18 protein-coding genes and 3 tRNA genes are annotated in these 16,253 nt (G+C 71.1%); 17 read left to right on the forward strand and 4 right to left on the reverse strand.

The genetic code is table 11. The annotated features are described in order from the left end of the window. The first annotated feature begins 3 nt into the window (after positions 1–3). From ACFC1X_RS09205 to ACFC1X_RS09225, 5 genes are all read left to right on the forward strand, one after another. Positions 4–1,605 (forward strand): NuoM family protein, encoded by a 1,602-nt coding sequence (locus ACFC1X_RS09205; RefSeq protein WP_376350299.1) that lies wholly within the window; start codon positions 4–6, stop codon positions 1,603–1,605. Then, on the forward strand, positions 1,602–3,149 hold the full coding sequence (locus ACFC1X_RS09210; protein WP_376350302.1) for an NADH-quinone oxidoreductase subunit N: 1,548 nt from the start codon (positions 1,602–1,604) through the stop codon (positions 3,147–3,149). The genes ACFC1X_RS09205 and ACFC1X_RS09210 overlap by 4 nt, the downstream gene beginning before the upstream one ends. Positions 3,150–3,409: 260 nt before the next feature. After that, positions 3,410–4,273 carry a zinc metalloprotease HtpX gene (gene htpX / locus ACFC1X_RS09215; protein WP_376350304.1) on the forward strand — a complete coding sequence of 288 codons (864 nt, stop codon included), beginning with the start codon at positions 3,410–3,412 and terminating at the stop codon, positions 4,271–4,273. Then, complete coding sequence (locus ACFC1X_RS09220) at positions 4,270–4,686, forward strand: YccF domain-containing protein (RefSeq protein WP_376350307.1); 417 nt, start codon at positions 4,270–4,272, stop codon at positions 4,684–4,686. The genes htpX and ACFC1X_RS09220 overlap by 4 nt, the downstream gene beginning before the upstream one ends. An 86-nt stretch (positions 4,687–4,772) precedes the next feature. Next, positions 4,773–5,363 (forward strand): SMI1/KNR4 family protein, encoded by a 591-nt coding sequence (locus ACFC1X_RS09225; protein WP_376350310.1) that lies wholly within the window; start codon positions 4,773–4,775, stop codon positions 5,361–5,363. 83 nt (positions 5,364–5,446) lie between these two features. Here the strand turns inward: ACFC1X_RS09225 and ACFC1X_RS09230 are convergent, their stop codons facing one another. Further along, positions 5,447–6,691, reverse strand: a complete 1,245-nt coding sequence (locus ACFC1X_RS09230; protein WP_376350313.1) for an APC family permease — start codon at positions 6,689–6,691, stop codon at positions 5,447–5,449. Positions 6,692–6,836: 145 nt separating this feature from the next. Here ACFC1X_RS09230 and ACFC1X_RS09235 point away from each other — a divergent pair, with 145 nt between their 5' ends. Continuing rightward, positions 6,837–7,103, forward strand: a complete 267-nt coding sequence (locus tag ACFC1X_RS09235; RefSeq protein ID WP_125495721.1) for a GlsB/YeaQ/YmgE family stress response membrane protein — start codon at positions 6,837–6,839, stop codon at positions 7,101–7,103. Positions 7,104–7,180: 77 nt separating this feature from the next. Here the strand turns inward: ACFC1X_RS09235 and ACFC1X_RS09240 are convergent, their stop codons facing one another. Further along, entirely contained in the window at positions 7,181–7,669 is a 489-nt protein-coding gene (locus ACFC1X_RS09240) for a YajQ family cyclic di-GMP-binding protein (RefSeq protein WP_125495720.1), read from the reverse strand. Between the two features lie 235 nt (positions 7,670–7,904). Here ACFC1X_RS09240 and ACFC1X_RS09245 point away from each other — a divergent pair. Both ACFC1X_RS09245 and ACFC1X_RS09250 read left to right on the forward strand, forming a co-directional pair. Next, positions 7,905–7,986 (forward strand) — tRNA-Tyr (locus tag ACFC1X_RS09245). Positions 7,987–8,110: 124 nt separating this feature from the next. After that, complete coding sequence (locus tag ACFC1X_RS09250; RefSeq protein ID WP_125495718.1) at positions 8,111–8,329, forward strand: hypothetical protein; 219 nt, start codon at positions 8,111–8,113, stop codon at positions 8,327–8,329. A 67-nt stretch (positions 8,330–8,396) separates the two neighbouring features. Here ACFC1X_RS09250 and ACFC1X_RS09255 read toward each other — a convergent pair whose 3' ends face one another. After that, positions 8,397–9,053: an SDR family oxidoreductase gene (locus ACFC1X_RS09255; RefSeq protein ID WP_376350317.1), complete on the reverse strand. Its 657-nt coding sequence runs from the start codon at positions 9,051–9,053 to the stop codon at positions 8,397–8,399. 206 nt (positions 9,054–9,259) lie between these two features. Then, positions 9,260–10,534 carry a hydrolase gene (locus tag ACFC1X_RS09260; RefSeq protein WP_376350320.1) on the reverse strand — a complete coding sequence of 425 codons (1,275 nt, stop codon included), beginning with the start codon at positions 10,532–10,534 and terminating at the stop codon, positions 9,260–9,262. A 212-nt stretch (positions 10,535–10,746) separates the two neighbouring features. On the opposite strand from ACFC1X_RS09260, the gene ACFC1X_RS09265 reads away from it, so the two are divergent. The 9 genes from ACFC1X_RS09265 to ACFC1X_RS09305 all read left to right on the forward strand — a co-directional run bounded on the left by ACFC1X_RS09265 (position 10,747) and on the right by ACFC1X_RS09305 (position 16,072). Next, positions 10,747–10,819, forward strand: a tRNA-Thr gene (locus ACFC1X_RS09265). A gap of 46 nt (positions 10,820–10,865) precedes the next feature. Beyond that, positions 10,866–10,938, forward strand: a tRNA-Met gene (locus ACFC1X_RS09270). A gap of 89 nt (positions 10,939–11,027) precedes the next feature. Continuing rightward, on the forward strand, positions 11,028–11,192 hold the full coding sequence (gene rpmG / locus ACFC1X_RS09275) for a 50S ribosomal protein L33 (RefSeq protein ID WP_003948671.1): 165 nt from the start codon (positions 11,028–11,030) through the stop codon (positions 11,190–11,192). A 129-nt stretch (positions 11,193–11,321) separates the two neighbouring features. Next, entirely contained in the window at positions 11,322–11,774 is a 453-nt protein-coding gene (locus ACFC1X_RS09280) for a MaoC family dehydratase N-terminal domain-containing protein (protein WP_122615726.1), read from the forward strand. 35 nt (positions 11,775–11,809) lie between these two features. Then, a complete protein-coding gene (locus tag ACFC1X_RS09285) occupies positions 11,810–12,256 on the forward strand; it encodes a MaoC family dehydratase (RefSeq protein WP_376351018.1) in 447 nt (148 codons plus the stop codon). An 83-nt stretch (positions 12,257–12,339) separates the two neighbouring features. Next, complete coding sequence (locus tag ACFC1X_RS09290; RefSeq protein WP_376350324.1) at positions 12,340–12,927, forward strand: TetR/AcrR family transcriptional regulator; 588 nt, start codon at positions 12,340–12,342, stop codon at positions 12,925–12,927. A 104-nt stretch (positions 12,928–13,031) separates the two neighbouring features. Next, positions 13,032–14,504: an MFS transporter gene (locus tag ACFC1X_RS09295; protein ID WP_376350327.1), complete on the forward strand. Its 1,473-nt coding sequence runs from the start codon at positions 13,032–13,034 to the stop codon at positions 14,502–14,504. Between the two features lie 36 nt (positions 14,505–14,540). After that, positions 14,541–14,921, forward strand: coding sequence for a DUF3291 domain-containing protein (locus ACFC1X_RS09300; protein WP_376350330.1), 381 nt, complete (start codon positions 14,541–14,543; stop codon positions 14,919–14,921). Between the two features lie 95 nt (positions 14,922–15,016). Then, positions 15,017–16,072, forward strand: coding sequence for a UDP-N-acetylmuramate dehydrogenase (locus tag ACFC1X_RS09305; protein ID WP_376350333.1), 1,056 nt, complete (start codon positions 15,017–15,019; stop codon positions 16,070–16,072). The last annotated feature ends 181 nt before the right edge of the window (positions 16,073–16,253 follow it).

Below are 16,253 nucleotides of genomic sequence, written 5' to 3' on the forward strand. Positions count from 1 at the left end.
GGCGTGATCGATATCAACGAGTCCGTGATGCAGTTCCTTCTGGCGTTCGTCGTCGTCGGCCCGCTCCTGGGGGCCGCCGCCGCTCTGCTGCCCGCACCGCCCGGGCTGAAGGGAAAGTCGCCCGAGCAGGCCGTCCTGCGCCACGGCGTCACCGTCACCGGCGCCGTCCTCATCGCCGCGATCGTCCTCGTGCTCGGCTTCGACCACGACCATCCGTCGAAGATGCAGGCCAGCACGGACATCAGCTGGATCCCCGCACTCGACGTGCGCATCCACCTCGGCATCGACGGCATCTCCCTCCCCCTCCTGGTCCTGACCGCGCTGCTGACCTTCCTGTGCGCGCTCTACTCGTACTTCAAGCAGCGGCAGGAGCGGCCGACCGAGGCGCGGACCGCGGGCCACGGACCGGTGGGCTTCGTCGCGCTGCTGCTCGTCCTGGAGTCCGGCACCCTCGCGACCTTCGCCGTCCTCGACCTGATCCTGTTCTTCCTCGCCTTCGAGATGGTCCTCATCCCGATGTACTTCCTCATCGCCCGCTGGGGCGGCGAGGGACGGGCCGGGGCCGCCTGGAAGTTCATCCTCTTCACGCTCCTCGGCTCCGTCGTCATGCTGCTCGGCCTGCTCCTGATCGGAATCACGGCGGGCACATTCGACATGGTGGCACTCGCCACTGACAACGGCCGGTCGCTGACCACATCCGTGCAGGTCATCGCGGTTCTGGCGATCGGGATCGGGCTGGCGGTGAAGACCCCGATGTGGCCGCTGCACAGCTGGCTGCCGGACGCCCACACCGCCGCGCCGACCGTCGGCTCGGTCCTGCTGGCCGGTGTCCTGCTCAAGATGGGTACGTACGGGTTCGTCCGGATTCTGCTTCCGGTCGCGCCGGACGGCTTCCGCATCTTCGCGCCCTACCTCGCCGCCTTCGCCGTGGTCGGCATCATCTACGGCTCCCTGGCCTGCCTGGCCCTCGCCAAGAGGGGCGCGAAGGGCGACCTCAAGCGCCTCATCGCCTACTCCTCCGTCGGCCACATGGGCTTCGTCCTGCTCGGCATCGCGACCATGACCCCGACCGGCGTGAACGGCGCCCTGTTCGCCAACATCGCCCACGGCCTCATCACCGGCCTGCTCTTCTTCGTCGTCGGCGCCCTCAAGGACCGCACCGGCACCACCGACCTCGACACCCTCTCCGAGGAGACCGGCGCGGCCCTGTACGGCAAGGCACCGCGCCTCGGCGGCCTGCTCGCCTTCGCCGCGGTCGCCTCGCTCGGCCTGCCGGGCCTGGCCGGGTTCTGGGGCGAGATGCTGGCCCTCTTCGGCGCCTTCGACCCCCACGAAGACCTCAGCCGCCCCGCCTTCCTCACCTTCATGGTGATCGCCGCGTTCGGCACGCTGCTGACGGCCGCGTACATGCTGATCGTGGTCCGCCGCGTCTGCATGGGCGCCCTGCCGCAAGAAGCCCCGAAGCTCGCCGACGTACGCACGTACGAGTTCGCCGCCTGGACCCCGCTCGTCGTCCTCACCGTCGTCGCCGGGCTGTGGCCCAGGACCCTCCTCGGGCTGACCGACCCGGCCGTGCAGCAGCTCCTCTCAGGAGGCACCCGATGAGCTTCCAGGCCCACCCCCTCGCCGGGACCGTCTCGCAGCCGCTGGCCCAGAACCTCGTGCAGTCCGTCGACTGGCTCGCCATCGCGCCGCCCACCATCGCGGCCGTCGTCGGACTCGTCGTCCTCGTCACCGACCTCTTCGTCAAGGACGCCCGCAAGTCGCTGCTCGGCTGGATGTCGGTCGCCGGACTCGCCGCCTCCACCCTCATGCTGCTGCCCCTGGTGAACGGCGACCGCTCGACGTTCTGCCAGACCGGCGCCGCCGACGTCTGCAGCTACACCGCGGACACCTTCACCCTCGCCATCCAGTTCCTGGTCCTCGGCGGAGCCCTGCTGACCGCGTTGCTCTCGGTCACCGCCGTCAAGGACGCCGACCGGGGACTGCCCGAGGGCGAGTTCTGGTTCCTGCTGCTCTCCTCGGCGGCCGGCGCCGCGCTGCTGCCCGCCTCCCGCGACCTCGCGACGCTGATCGTCGCCCTGGAGGTCGCCTCCCTGCCCGCCTTCGCCCTGGTGGGCCTGCGACAGGGCGACCGCCGGTCCTCCGAGGCGGCCCTGAAGTTCTTCCTGTCCTCGGTCACCGCGACCGCGGTCAGCCTCATGGGCATCAGCTTCGTGTACGCCACCACCGGCACCCTCTACCTCACCCAGGTGGCCGACCGCATCCAGAACGTCGACGGGCAGTTCACCACGCTCGCCCAGACCGGCGTCGTCCTCACCCTCGTCGGCTTCGCCTTCAAGACGGCCGCCGTGCCCTTCCACTTCTGGGTGCCCGACACCTACGTGGGCGCGCCCCTGCCGATCGCGGCCTACCTGTCCGTGATCGGCAAGGCGGTCGGCTTCTCCGGGCTGATCCTCGTCACCGTCATCGCCCTCCCGTCCTACGCCGACGTCTGGGGACCGGCCCTCGCGGCGCTGGCCGCGCTCACCATGACCGTCGGGAACGTCGGAGCCCTCCGGCAACAGGCCACGCGCGCGTACAGCGCGGTACGCCTGCTCGCCTGGTCGTCCGTCGGCCAGGCCGGCTACCTCCTGGTGCCGATCGCCGCCGCCGCGTACTCCGACGACCCCGAGCGGTCCATCGGCTCCACCGTCGCCTACGCGCTCATGTACGCCGCCGTGAATCTCGGCGCCTTCGCGGTGGCCGCCCTCGTAGGCCGTACGAGGTCCCTGAACCGCGTCGCCGACTACCGCGGCCTGTACGCGTCCAACCCCCTGACCGCCCTGCTCCTGGCGTTCTTCCTGCTCTGCCTCGCAGGACTGCCGCCCGGCGTCATCGGCCTCTTCGCCAAGGTCACCGTCTTCTCCGCGGCCGTCGACGCCGGGCTCGGCTGGCTGGCCGTCGTCATGGCGGTCAACGTCGTGATCGCGCTCTTCTACTACCTCCAATGGACGGCCCAGCTGTTCCGGGCGCCCGAGGAACCGACCGTCGGCCACCGCGTGCCCGTCCCCCTCACAGCGGCGATCACCGTGACCGCGGTCCTCGCCCTCGCCCTCTCCGGAGCACCCCAGCTGATCCTCCGCTTCACCGACACCGGTCTCTTCTGAGCACAGCCGCTCCGGCACCCGCGCGTACCGCACCCGGCTTCCACGCGCGCGTGTCGACGCCGCGGCCGTCACCCGTACGGACCACGCCCCCCGCCATGAGCGCCGGGGAACTGGTGGCCCTCGCCTGGCGTTGACCAGTACGGAAGGGTCCACTGGACGTGATGCCACGGCGCCAGTGGCACCGGAGACCAGGAAGCAACCACAGCGAGCGAGACCAGCAAGCGAAGGGTTCCCCTGCCGCACCACTTGGAGGGCGTACCGTGCACCGCCGGCACAACGGGCTCAGGACCGCAGTACTCCTCGGGGGACTGTCGGCGCTCATCATCGTCATCGGCAGCTTCTTCGGCCGAGCGGGGCTTGTCGTCGCCGTCCTCGTCGCCCTGGGCACCAACGCGTACGCGTACTGGAACAGCGACAAGCTGGCCCTGCGCGCGATGCGGGCCCGCCCGGTCAGCGAGTTCGAGGCCCCGGCGCTGTACCGCATGGTCCGAGACCTCTCCACGCAGGCCCGCCAGCCCATGCCGCGCCTCTACATCTCACCGACCGAGGCACCCAACGCCTTCGCGACCGGGCGCAATCCGCGCAACGCGGCCGTGTGCTGCACCGAGGGCATCATGCGCCTGCTCGACGAGCGTGAGCTGCGCGGCGTCATCGGGCACGAGCTCAGCCATGTCTACAACCGCGACATCCTGATCTCGTCCGTCGCGGGCGCCCTCGCCTCGGTGATCATGTTCCTGGTCAACTTCGCCTGGCTGATCCCCATCGGACGCTCCAACGACGATGACGGACCCGGTCTGCTGGGCATGCTCCTCATCATGCTTCTCGGTCCGCTCGCAGCCACCGTCATCCAACTGGCGATCAGCCGCTCCAGGGAGTATGAGGCCGACGCCTCCGGTGCGCAGCTCACCGGCGATCCCATCGCCCTCGCCAGCGCCCTGCGCAAACTCGAAACGGGTACGAAGCAGCTTCCGCTGCCCCCGGAGCCCCGGATCGAGACCGCCAGCCACATGATGATCGCCAACCCGTTCCGACCAGTACAGGGGCTGTCGAAGATGTTCTCCACCCACCCGCCGATGGCGGAGCGAATCGCCCGGCTCGAAAAGATGGCAGGTCGTCAGCAGTGAAGACCATCCTCAACGTCATTTGGCTCGTGCTCAGCGGCTTCTGGCTGTTCCTCGCCTACCTGCTCGCGGGCGCGCTGCTCTGCATCACGATCATCGGCATCCCGTTCGGGATCGCGGCCTTCCGCATCGGCGTCTACGCCCTGTGGCCCTTCGGCTACACGGCGATCGAGCGCCAGGACGCCGGAACCCCCTCCTGCGTCGGCAACGTGCTGTGGCTGGTCCTGGCCGGCTGGTGGCTGGCCCTCGGCCACATCGTCACCGGCATCGCGCTGTGCGTCACGATCATCGGCATCCCGCTCGGCGTCGCCAACTTCAAGCTGATCCCCGTCTCGCTGCTCCCCATGGGACGCGAGATCGTACGGACGGACCAGCCGTTCACGGCCACCGCGGGCGGCCGGCGGACGGGTTGGTAGAGCGAGCCTGGAGCGCTCGTTCTCCACAACTTCAGGGTTGTCCACAGGCCCGCTCGATTGTCGGTGGCGGCCTGCATGATGAATGCATGAGCGAGAACGAGCAGTTGCTGGCACGGGTGGCCGACAAGGCACGCAACACCCGCCCCTGGGGCTGGGATTCCCTGCCCGCGCCCGTCGACGGGACGACCCCGTCCCGGGCCGAGGCCGCCCTGGGCTTCTCCCTCCCTCCGCTGCTCGCCGAGCTGTATCTGCGGATAGGGGACGGAGGGTTCGGCCCGGAGTACGGTCTGCTGCCCCTGCTCGACAACCCGCCCTCCGGCGAGCCGGCCGCCGTCCCCCAGTACCTCGCCAACCGCGAGAGCGGCCTGAAGGACCCCCACTGGCCCTGGCCCGAGGGCGTCCTGCCGATATCCCACTGGGGCTGCGCGATGTACGCCTGCGTGGACTGCCGCTCCCCACAGGCCACCGTCCTCCTCTTCGAGCCCAACGCCGACGACGCCGACCACGCCTGGTACGTCGACGCCCCGAGCCTCACGGACTGGCTGCACGCCTGGCTCGACGGCACGGGCTGGTACGAGGAGGCCAACGAGGGCCCGGAACCGCTCCCGTGGGCCGACTTCCCCCTGCGCACGGGAAGAGGACCCACGGCGGCCGCACCACCCGCCCAGGCGTCCTGAGAAGTCCGAGGGCACGGCGGCCTCGCGGCGCTCCCGCCCCACGGCCCTCCCGCCCCACGGCCCTCCCGCCCCCTCACGGCCACCTACCGCGAGACCTGCTGCCCCCGCACGCCGTACGCGACCACACCCACCGCCAGCACACCCACGCCCACGACGACCGACACCGCCGGAAGCGAGAACGCGAGGACCACGCACCCGATCAGACCCAGCGCCGGTACCACCCGCGACGCCCTCGACCGGTCGAGCGTCCAGGCCGACGCGTTGGCCACCGCGTAGTACAGGAGCACACCGAAGGAGGAGAAGCCGATCGCGTCCCGCACGTTCACCGTGGCCGCCAGGACGGCGACCACCGCGCCCACGGCCAGCTCGGCCCGGTGCGGCACCTGAAAACGCGGATGCACCGCGGCCAGCGCTTCGGGCAGATGACGGTCCCGGGCCATGGCGAGCGTCGTCCGTGACACGCCCAGGATCAACGCCAGCAGCGAGCCCAGCGCCGCCACCGCCGCGCCCACCCGGACGACCGGTACCAGCTCCGGCACACCGGCCGCCCGCGCCGCGTCCGCCAGCGGCGCCGGCGCCTGCCCCAGCCCGACCGGGCCCAGCACGGAGAGGACGGCCACCGCGACACACACGTACACCGTCAGCGTGATCCCCAGGGCCAGCGGGATCGCGCGGGGAATGGTGCGCCCAGGATCCCGCACCTCCTCACCCAGGGTCGCGATCCGGGCGTACCCCGCGAACGCGAAGAACAGCAGCCCGGCCGCCTCCAGCACCCCACCGGCGCCCTCCGACAACCCGATCTCCAGCCGCCCGGCATCGGACCGGCCCGACCCCAGACAGACCACCACCACGGAAGCGAGGACAGCCAGGACGACCGCCACGATCGCCCGCGTCAGCCAGGCGGACTTCCGAATGCCGCCGTAGTTCACCGCGGTCAGCGCCACCACGGCCGCGACCGCCACCACATGCGCCCACTCCGGCCAGACGTACGCGCCCACGGTGAGCGCCATGGCAGCACAGGAGGCCGTCTTCCCGACGATGAACGACCAGCCCGCGAGGTACCCCCAGAACTCCCCGAGCCGCTCCCGCCCGTAGACGTACGTGCCGCCCGAGGCCGGATAGCGGGCGGCCAGCCGGGCCGAGGACATGGCGTTGCAGTAGGCCACCACGGCCGCCACCGCGAGGCCGATCAGTAACCCCGACCCGGCCGCGCGCGCCGCCGGCGCCAGGGCGGCGAAGATCCCGGCGCCGATCATCGAACCGAGCCCGACGACGACGGCGTCGCCCACACCCAGCGTGCGACGCAGCTCAGAACCCGCAGGTGTCATGGGTCGCACCATACTGATCAGCGCAACCACCGGACGCGCTCGCAACGTCCTCCCCGCCAAGAGGACATGAACACCGCGACCGCGAAGGAAAGAGCCCACAGCACTGGGAAGGTGCGGGCACAGCGAGGAAGGGCAGGGTCACGGCATGACCGTCATCAGCTGGATCATCCTGGGACTGTTGGCCGGGGCCATCGCCAAGTTCCTGCTGCCGGGACGGGACCCCGGAGGGCTGATCGGCACGACCGTGATCGGCATCGCGGGGGCGTTCATCGGCGGCTGGATATCGGCCCGCTGGCTGGACCACCCGATCAGCAAGGACTTCTACGACGGCGCCACCTGGGCGGCGGCCATCGGCGGAGCCCTGGTGCTCCTGATCGCCTACCGACTTCTCTTCGGCAACTCACGCGACTGAACGCGACCGCACGCGCGTGAACCGCGGACGGGAGGGGTGGGCACCGCCGGGCGCCCGCCCCTCCCGTCTGTAGCAACTCACCGGTAGTTGACGAACTGCAGCGCGAAGTCGAAGTCCTGGCCCTTCAGCAGGGTGATCACGGTCTGCAGGTCGTCACGGCTCTTCGACGAGACCCGCAGCTCCTCACCCTGCACCTGGGCCTTCACGCCCTTGGGGCCCTCGTCGCGGATGAGCTTGGCCACCTTCTTCGCGTTCTCCTGGGAGATGCCCTCCTCGATCGACGCGAAGATCTTGTACTCCTTGCCGGAGAGCTGCGGCTCGCCCGCGTCCAGAGCCTTCAGCGAGATGCCGCGCTTGATCAGCTTGGACTGGAAGACGTCGAGGACGGCACTCACCCGGTCCTCGGAGTTGGCCTCCATGAGGATCTTCTCGCCGGACCACGAGATCGAGGCGCCCACGCCCTTGAAGTCGTAGCGCTGCGAGATCTCCTTGGCGGCCTGGTTGAGGGCGTTGTCGACCTCCTGCCGCTCGACCTTCGAGACGATGTCGAAACTGGAGTCGGCCATGTCCTGTGGCTCCTTGTATCTGGGTGCGTGTCGGCCCCGTATCGGGCCCGTACCGGCATGTGTCGGCGGCCGCCGAGCCCGCCAGGGTCCCTCGGCCGCATCCGGACCAGCCTAGCCACCCGCCGACCCCCGGGCGGCGATCAATCGGGTGGCGAAGCACCCCACCACATCAGGTATTGTTTACGTCGTTGCCACGGAGGGCCGCCGAAAAGCGGCTCGACAGGCAGCGACCCCCGGCGGTGTGCCCGAGCGGCCAAAGGGAGCAGACTGTAAATCTGCCGGCTCAGCCTTCCCAGGTTCGAATCCTGGCGCCGCCACACGGGAACGAAAGGGCCCCGTGACCTGCGAATCAGCAGGTCACGGGGCCCTTCGTCATGGGCTTCACCCGACAGGCGTGCGCGTGGTCGTCCGGCGGGTGGGCGGTGCGGGCAGACTGGGGGCATGGCCTCGTCCTCCCGTCGCAGAATGTGCCCCGAGTGCCGTCGCGAGATCGCCGTCGTCGCGGGGCGGTACGCGCGTCATGACCCGCCCGGAGCGCGGGGCGGTGGCGAGCTGGTGTCCTGTCCCGGATCGCGGCGGACGGCGCAACTCGGGGCGGCGCAGCCGTCCTTGGACGGGTATGTCGTCCCCGACTTCCCCGGACAGCTGCCCCTGTTCTGACCGCGTCGCACGCCCCGCGTCCGCCCGGCGTCTCCTGCCCGCCCCCCGGCCGGCCCGGGAGCCCGCCTCAGTTCCCGGCCACCGACTTCACCGCCACCGACACCGGTGTCGAACCGCTGATCAGCTCCAGGGTCAGGCCGTGCGTCGCCGGGGTGTCGACCAGTTCCGCCAAGGCCGCGGCCACGTCGTCGCGCGGGACGGGGCCGCGGCCGGTGTGCGCCTCCAGCCGTACGAGCCCGGTGCCCGCGTCGTCCGTCAGCATGCCGGGGCGCAGGATCGTCCAGTCCAGCTCGTCCAGTGAGCGGACGTGCGCGTCGGCCTCGCCCTTGGCACGCAGGTAGACATCGAAGATCTCGTCCCCCTGGTGCGCGGGGTCGGCGCCCATGGAGGACACGACCACGAAGCGCCGTACGCCCGCCCGGACCGCCGCGTCCGCGAACAGGACCGCCGCCGACTTGTCCACCGTGTCCTTGCGGGCCACCCCGCTTCCCGGGCCCGCCCCCGCTGCGAAGACCGCCGCGTCGGCGCCCCGCAGGCGTTCCGCGACCTCCTCCAGCGAGGCCGACTCCAGATCGAGCACGATCGGTTCGGCACCCGCCGCACGGAGATCGTCGGCCTGTTCGGCCTTGCGGATGATGCCCGCCACCTCGTCGCCGCGCGCGGCGAGCAACCGCTCCAGCCGCAGCGCGATCTGACCATGACCACCAGCGATGACAATGCGCATGTCTTCGACCGTACGCCCCGACAGCCGCCCCCGCCGCACGACTTCGGCCCGCTCCCCGGCACGACCACCGGATGCCGGTGCGTCCACGGGAAACGGAAGACGGGAAAACGGAAGACGGGAAAACGGAAGACGGGAAAACGGAAGACGGGGAAACGGAAGACGGGGAAACGGGGAAGGGGCCTTGCCCACCCCCCCGGCCCGCTCGCTCAGCTCGGCGGACCCCCACGCTCCCCCCGCCCCTGCCGCGGCAGCCCCAGGTCCGCGGCGCCGCCGTTCTGGTCGCCGTACTCCCGTACCGCGCTGGTCCGCGACACCACGCGCCCCCGGTGCACCACCACGCGGCTGTACGCCAGGGACAGCGCCCCCGCAAGCCGGTCGCCGCGTACCGCGAGGAGCTCGGCCGGGAAACCGGCCTCCACCCGTACCTCGGGCAGGCCGAGCGCCGCCCGTGCCCCCGTGCTCACCGCCTCGTACGCGTCCTCCGGGCGCAGCCCGTGGCGTGAGGCGAGCAGGTACGCCGCCTCCAGGGGGTCACCGCGCCCGACGGGGTTGGAGACGTCCCGGAGTGCGCCGCTCCCGGCGGCGACCCGCACCCCGGCCGCCCGCAGCAGCCGTACCGGAGCCGTGCCGTCGGGGTGGTCGGCGGCGCCGCACGCGCCCTGCGGCAGGCAGACCACCGTCACTCCGGCCGCCGCGAGCTGTTCCGCCGCCCGGGAGGCGACCTCGGCCGGCAGCAGGGCGAGGCCCTCGCAGGGGCCGAGGGCCACCCCCGGGCGCAGCCCGCCCGCCATGGCCGCCAGCCGGGCCAGCCGCGCCGGATCGGCCGCGTCCGTGTGCAGGTCGACCGGGCAGCCGTGCTCGGCCGCGACCTCCAGGACCGCCTCCACGTACCCCGCCGGATCGGGGTCGAGGTCGGGGCACCCGCCCACCACGTCCGCGCCCATCTTGACCGCGTCCCGCAGCATCGCAAGACCGTCGGCCCCGGCCACGCCGGTCAGCACCCTCGGCATCGCCACCGTCGTCAGCTCGGCCAGGCCGCGCAGCGAACGCCGCGCCCGCAGTACGGCGGTCAGCGCGCCCAGCCCCGCGACGTCGCCCACGCGCACGTGTGCCCGCAGCGCGGTCGCCCCGTGCCCCAGCTGGAGCAGGGCGGCCTCCGTGGCCCGGCGCTGGACGTCCTCGGGTTCGTAGGAGACGGGGCCCGGGACGTCGGCGGTCAGGGCCGTGTCGGGGTGGACGTGGGGTTCGGCGGGGGCGGGGAGCAGCAGGTAGCCGCCGAGGTCGACGCGCGTGCCGGGTCCCGGCGTGCGGGCCGGCGTCAGGCTGCCGGCGGTGCCGACGGCCTCGATACGCCCGCCGTGGAGCCGCACGTCCACGGTCCGGCCGTCGGTGAGCCGAGCCCCGGAGAGCAGGAGCGAGCCGCGGTCGGCGGGGCCCGAGGGGGAGGGCGAACGGGGCGGCTGCGGCTGGCTGTCGGGCATCGCGCTCCTCTGGGCTCGGGGCTGCGCAGTGGGGGACGCAAGATCACGCAGAGTGAGTCGAGCCTAGGACGGTGATCAGCCCGTGGCGCGGAGGAGCGCAATAGTCGTACCGGCGCGGTCCGGCCCTCCGGAGCGGTGGGTACGGGACGGGTCAGGGGCGACGAAACGGATTTGGGCGAACGGCGGGCGACCGTGTAATGTCTTCATCGCTCGCCCCAATAGCTCAGTCGGCAGAGCGTCTCCATGGTAAGGAGAAGGTCAACGGTTCGATTCCGTTTTGGGGCTCTGGTGTGAGAGGTTCCCGTCGCGAGGCGGGGCCCGATCGCATCACAGCGGTGTAGCTCAGTCGGTAGAGCAAGCGGCTCATAATCGCTGTGTCACCGGTTCAAGTCCGGTCACCGCTACTCTCAGTAGCCGATTGCGGGGTCGGTCCTTCAATCGGCTACTCTTTCCTGCGTTAATATCATCAACCCGTCCGTCAAGGAGCACTCACGTGGCTGCCACCGACGTCCGCCCGAAGATCACGCTGGCCTGCGTGGAGTGCAAGGAGCGGAACTACATCACCAAGAAGAACCGGCGCAACAACCCGGACCGACTGGAGATGAAGAAGCACTGCCCGCGTTGCAACGCGCACACCGCGCACCGCGAAACGCGATAACAAGGCTCGTACACGAGGCCGTCCCCGATACCTGGGGGCGGCCTCGCGTCGTTTGGGTCAGTGGTGCCCAGCGCGGCGCCCACCGCACAGCAGAGCAGAGCAGAGCAAAACAGCAGGAGGAGCGAGCCCATGGCGCTCGACCAGTCGTTCGTGGGGCGGACCTATCCGCCTACCGCGCCCTACGAGGTGGGCCGGGAGAAGATCCGCGAGTTCGCGGAGGCCGTGGGTGACGCCAACCCGGCGTACACGGACACGGAGGCCGCGAAGTCGCTCGGTCACCCGGACGTGATCGCCCCGCCGACCTTCGTGTTCTCGATCACGTTCAAGGCGGCCAGGCAGGTCGTCGAGGACCCGCAGCTGGGCCTCGACTACAGCCGGGTGGTGCACGGCGACCAGAAGTTCGCCTACGTCCGCCCGGTGCGGGCCGGTGACCGGCTCACCGTCACCTCGACCATCGAGGCGATCAAGTCGCTGGCCGGCAACGACGTCCTGGACATCCGCGGCGAGGTCCACGACGAGCTCGGCGAGCACGTCGTCACCGCCTGGACCAAGCTCGTGGCCCGCGCGGCCGAGGAGGCGTGAGCACCGTGACGGACCCCCACATGACGGACCCCACCATGACGCCTCCGGCCGCTCCCGCCGCCAGGATCGCGTACGGCGACGTCGAGGTCGGCACCGAACTGCCCGCGCAGTCCTTCCCCGTGGACCGCGCCAAGCTCGTCCAGTACGCGGGCGCCTCCGGCGACTTCAACCCGATCCACTGGAACGAGAAGTTCGCCAAGGACGTCGGCCTGCCGGACGTCATCGCGCACGGCATGTTCACCATGGCCGAGGCGATCCGCGTGGTCACCGACTGGGTCGGCGACCCGGGCGCGGTCGTGGAGTACGGCGTCCGCTTCACGCGGCCCGTCGTCGTCCCGAACGACGGCCAGGGTGCCGTGATCGAGGTCAGCGGGAAGGTCGCGGCCAAGCTCGACGACAACACCGTCCGCGTCGACCTCACGGCCACCAGCGGCGGCCAGAAGGTCCTCGGCATGTCCCGGGCGGTCGTCCGCCTGGCCTGAGCGGTGCGGTAAGGGGCGTTCTCCATAGAGGACGCCCCTTACGCCCTTGACGTAGTTAGTGATTGAGTACTAACTTACTGCGCATGGTCAGGATGAGCGCAGAGGAGCGACGCGAGAGCGTCATCCGCGCGGCGACGACCGAGTTCGCCCGGGGTGGCTACTACGGCACCTCCACGGAGGCCATCGCCAAGCGGGTGGGGGTCTCCCAGCCGTACCTCTTCCGGCTCTTCCCGGGCAAGAGGGCGATCTTCCTCGCGGTGGCGGAACGCTGCCTCCAGGACACGCACGAGGTGTTCGAGACGGCGTCCGAGGGGCTGCACGGCGAAGAGGCCCTGCACTCCATGGCCGAGGCCTACACGCAGCTGATCGCCGATCACCCCGAGAAGCTGCAGATGCAGTTGCAGGTCTACGTCACGGTCGCCGCGGCCGAGGCGTCCGGGGACCACGAGTTCGGCGAGATGGTGCGCAGGGGCTGGCTGGAACTCTGGGACACCGTGCACGTGCCCCTGGGGGGCGACGTCGGCGAGACGACGACCTTCATGGCGTACGGCATGCTCGTCAACACCCTGGCCGGCATGGGCTTTCCGCCGGGTCACCGGATCTGGGAAGGCCTCTACATCTCGTCGCGGGCCAAGCCGAGCCAGAAAGACCGGAGCCAGGAAAGCGCGTAGCGGGCGCGAGGGCGGAATCGGCGCTCTCGTATGCCCGGACAAGTTAGTCATCAATTACTAACCACCAACGCAACCGCAAGCGGTGCACACCCTCTGGGGGAGAGATGTCACAGCACAGCACAGGTCGGAGCGCGCGCGGCGGGGGAGCCGTGTGGGCCCTCGTCATCACCAGCGTCGCCGGGTTCATGGCCGCCCTCGACAACCTCGTCGTCACCACCGCCCTGCCCTCCATCCGCGAGGACCTGGGCGGGGCGCTGCACGACCTGGAATGGACCGTGAGCGCGTATACGCTCACCTTCGCCGTCCTCCTGATGTTCGGCGCGGCACTCGGCGACCGCTTCGGCCGCCGCAAACTCTTCATCGTCGGCCTGACCGTCTTCACCGTCGCCTCCGCCGCCGCGGCCATGGCACCCGGCATCGACTCGCTCATCGCCGCCCGCGCGGTCCAGGGCGTCGGCGCGGCGATCATGATGCCGCTCACCCTGACCCTGCTGACGGCCGCCGTCCCCGCCGAACGCCGCGGGATGGCGTACGGCATCTGGGGTGCCGTCAACGGGCTGGCCGTGGCCTCGGGTCCGCTGGTCGGCGGCACCCTCACCGAGCACATCTCCTGGCAGTGGATCTTCTGGCTGAACGTTCCGCTGGGTCTGGCCCTGCTGCCGCTCGCCCGCCTCCGCCTCGCCGAGTCGTACGGCACCGGCGCCCGGCTCGACATCCCCGGCACCCTGCTCGCCAGCGGCGGACTCTTCGGCATCGTCTACGGCCTGGTCCGCGGCCCCGTCGACGGCTGGAGCGGCTCCGTGGTGCTGATGGCCCTGTTCGCGGGGGCGGCGCTGCTCGCCGGCTTCGTCCTCTACAGCACCCGCGCCAGGAACCCCATGCTCCCCATGCGCCTCTTCCGCTCCCGGGCCTTCGCCGGGATCAACGCGGCGAGCCTGCTGATGTTCCTCGGGATGTTCGGCTCGATCTTCCTGCTCAGCCAGTACATGCAGGGCGTGCTCGGCTACTCGCCCACCGAGGCGGGGCTGCGCATGCTGCCCTGGACCGGCATGCCGATGCTGGTCGCGCCCATCGCCGGCATCCTCTCGGACCGCATCGGAGGGCGCCCGGTCGTCGCCGCGGGACTCTTCCTCCAGGCGGCCGGCCTCGGCTACCTCGCCTGGGTGATCACGGCCGACGCCACCTACGGGGCCCAGCTGCCCGGTCTGATCATCAGCGGAATCGGCATGGCCCTGTACTTCGCTCCCGCCTCCGCCCTGGTGATGTCCAGCGTCACGAACAAGGAACAGGGCATCGCCTCCGGCGCCAACAACGCCCTGCGCGAGGTCGGCGGCGCGCTCGGCATCGCGGTCATGTCCTCGATCTTCGCGGCGCAGGGCGGCTACGAGTCCCCCCAGATCTTCGTCGACGGACTGCGGCCCGCGGTCGCGGTCGGCGCGGCGGTGGTGGCCCTCGGAGGCGTGGCGGCCCTGCTGATCCCTGGCGGCCGCGACCGTCATCCCACGGACACGCCGAAGTCCCCCTCGGCCCCGACGGCCGCCCCGACCCCGGAACCGGCCACGCCCACCACCCGCTGACCGCATCGAACGTCAGACACGAGAGGAGAGCCCGACATGCCCACCCTTCCCTGGACCGTGCCGAACCGGCCGCCGCAGGCCACCGAGGTCCACGTCTTCGCCTCCCGTTTCGAGACCCGCACGCTGTGGGGAGCGCTGAAGTTCCTGGCGCGCACGCCGGGCGTGTGGCAGCAGGTGAGGGGCGCGCGAGGTGCGTACGGCGCCTCCCTGAAGGCGGAGCCCTTCAAGCGGACGTTCTGGACGCTGTCCGCCTGGGAGTCGCCCGAGGCGCTCAAGGACTTCGCCCGCTCCGGCACCCATGCCCCGGCCTCCCGCGGGCTCTCCGGGCAGATGCGGGACGCGAAGTTCGCCTCCTGGCCGGCGTCGAGCGACGAGCTGCCGGTCAGCTGGGCCGAAGTACGACAGCGCCTGCGCTGAAGGACACCTGCGGTGAAGGAGGGAACGCCCCGGCCGGACGGTCGGGGCGTTCCCGCTGCCCGGGGCTGTCGGTGCCGTCTCGTAGTCTTGAGCGCGTGCAGGAAATCCAGGACGCCCCCCTCGCCCCGCTGACCACCTTCCGCCTCGGCGGACCGGCGACCCGGCTGATCACGGCCACGACCGACGCCGAGGTGATCGCCGCCGTCCGCGACGCCGACGACACCGGCACACCCCTGCTGCTCATCGGCGGCGGATCCAACCTGGTCATCGGCGACAAGGGCTTCGACGGCACCGCCGTGCACATCGCCACCCGCGGCCTCACCCTCGACGGCACGACGCTGGAGCTGGCGGCCGGCGAGATCTGGTCCGACGCCGTCGCCCGCACCGTCGAGGCCGGACTGGCCGGCGTCGAGTGCCTGGCCGGCATCCCCGGCTCGGCGGGCGCGACGCCCATCCAGAACGTCGGCGCGTACGGCCAGGAGGTCAGCTCCACGATCACCGAGGTGACGGCGTACGACCGCAGGAACAGGGAGACGGTCACCCTCTCCAACGCGGCCTGCGACTTCTCCTACCGCAACAGCCGCTTCAAGGCCGAACCCGAGCGGTATGTCGTGCTGCGCGTCCGTTTCCGGCTGGAGGACGCGCGCGGATTCTCCGCGCCCCTCCGCTACGCCGAGACGGCCCGTGCGCTCGGCGTCGAGGCGGGTGACCGGGTCCGGCTGACCGCCGCCCGCGACACCGTGCTGAAGCTGCGCGCGGGGAAGGGCATGGTGCTGAACCCCGACGACCACGACACATGGTCGGCCGGGTCGTTCTTCACCAACCCGATCCTCACGGACGAGGAGTTCACCGCGTTCCGCTCGCGCGTGTCCGAGCGGCTCGGGGAGTCGGTGGAGCCGCCCGCCTTCCCGGCGGGGGACGGCCTCATCAAGACCTCGGCGGCCTGGCTGATCGACAAAGCCGGCTTCACCAAGGGGTACGGCACGGGCCCCGCCCGCATCTCCACGAAGCACACGCTGGCGCTGACCAACCGCGGCGAGGCCACCACGGAGGACCTGCTGGCGCTGGCCCGCGAGGTCGTCGCCGGGGTCCACGACGCGTTCGGCGTCACGCTGGTCAACGAGCCGGTGACGGTGGGCGTGCGGCTGTAACGGTCGCCCGGCGCGGGCAAGGGGGTGGGTGACGCGGTCCGGCGTGACGGGGGCACCCGGCGTGGCTGCGGGCCCGGGGTGCGTTACGCGGCCCGGCGCTTGCCGGGTGCCGCCGCGCCCACCCGTGCCGCCCCAGGCGGCACATCTGCCCGCGGTTGCGGGGCAAGCTGCCCGCGGTTAC

The organism is Streptomyces sp. NPDC056128 (genome assembly GCF_042263835.1).
In the GTDB taxonomy this organism is placed as follows: Bacteria; Actinomycetota; Actinomycetes; order Streptomycetales; family Streptomycetaceae; genus Streptomyces.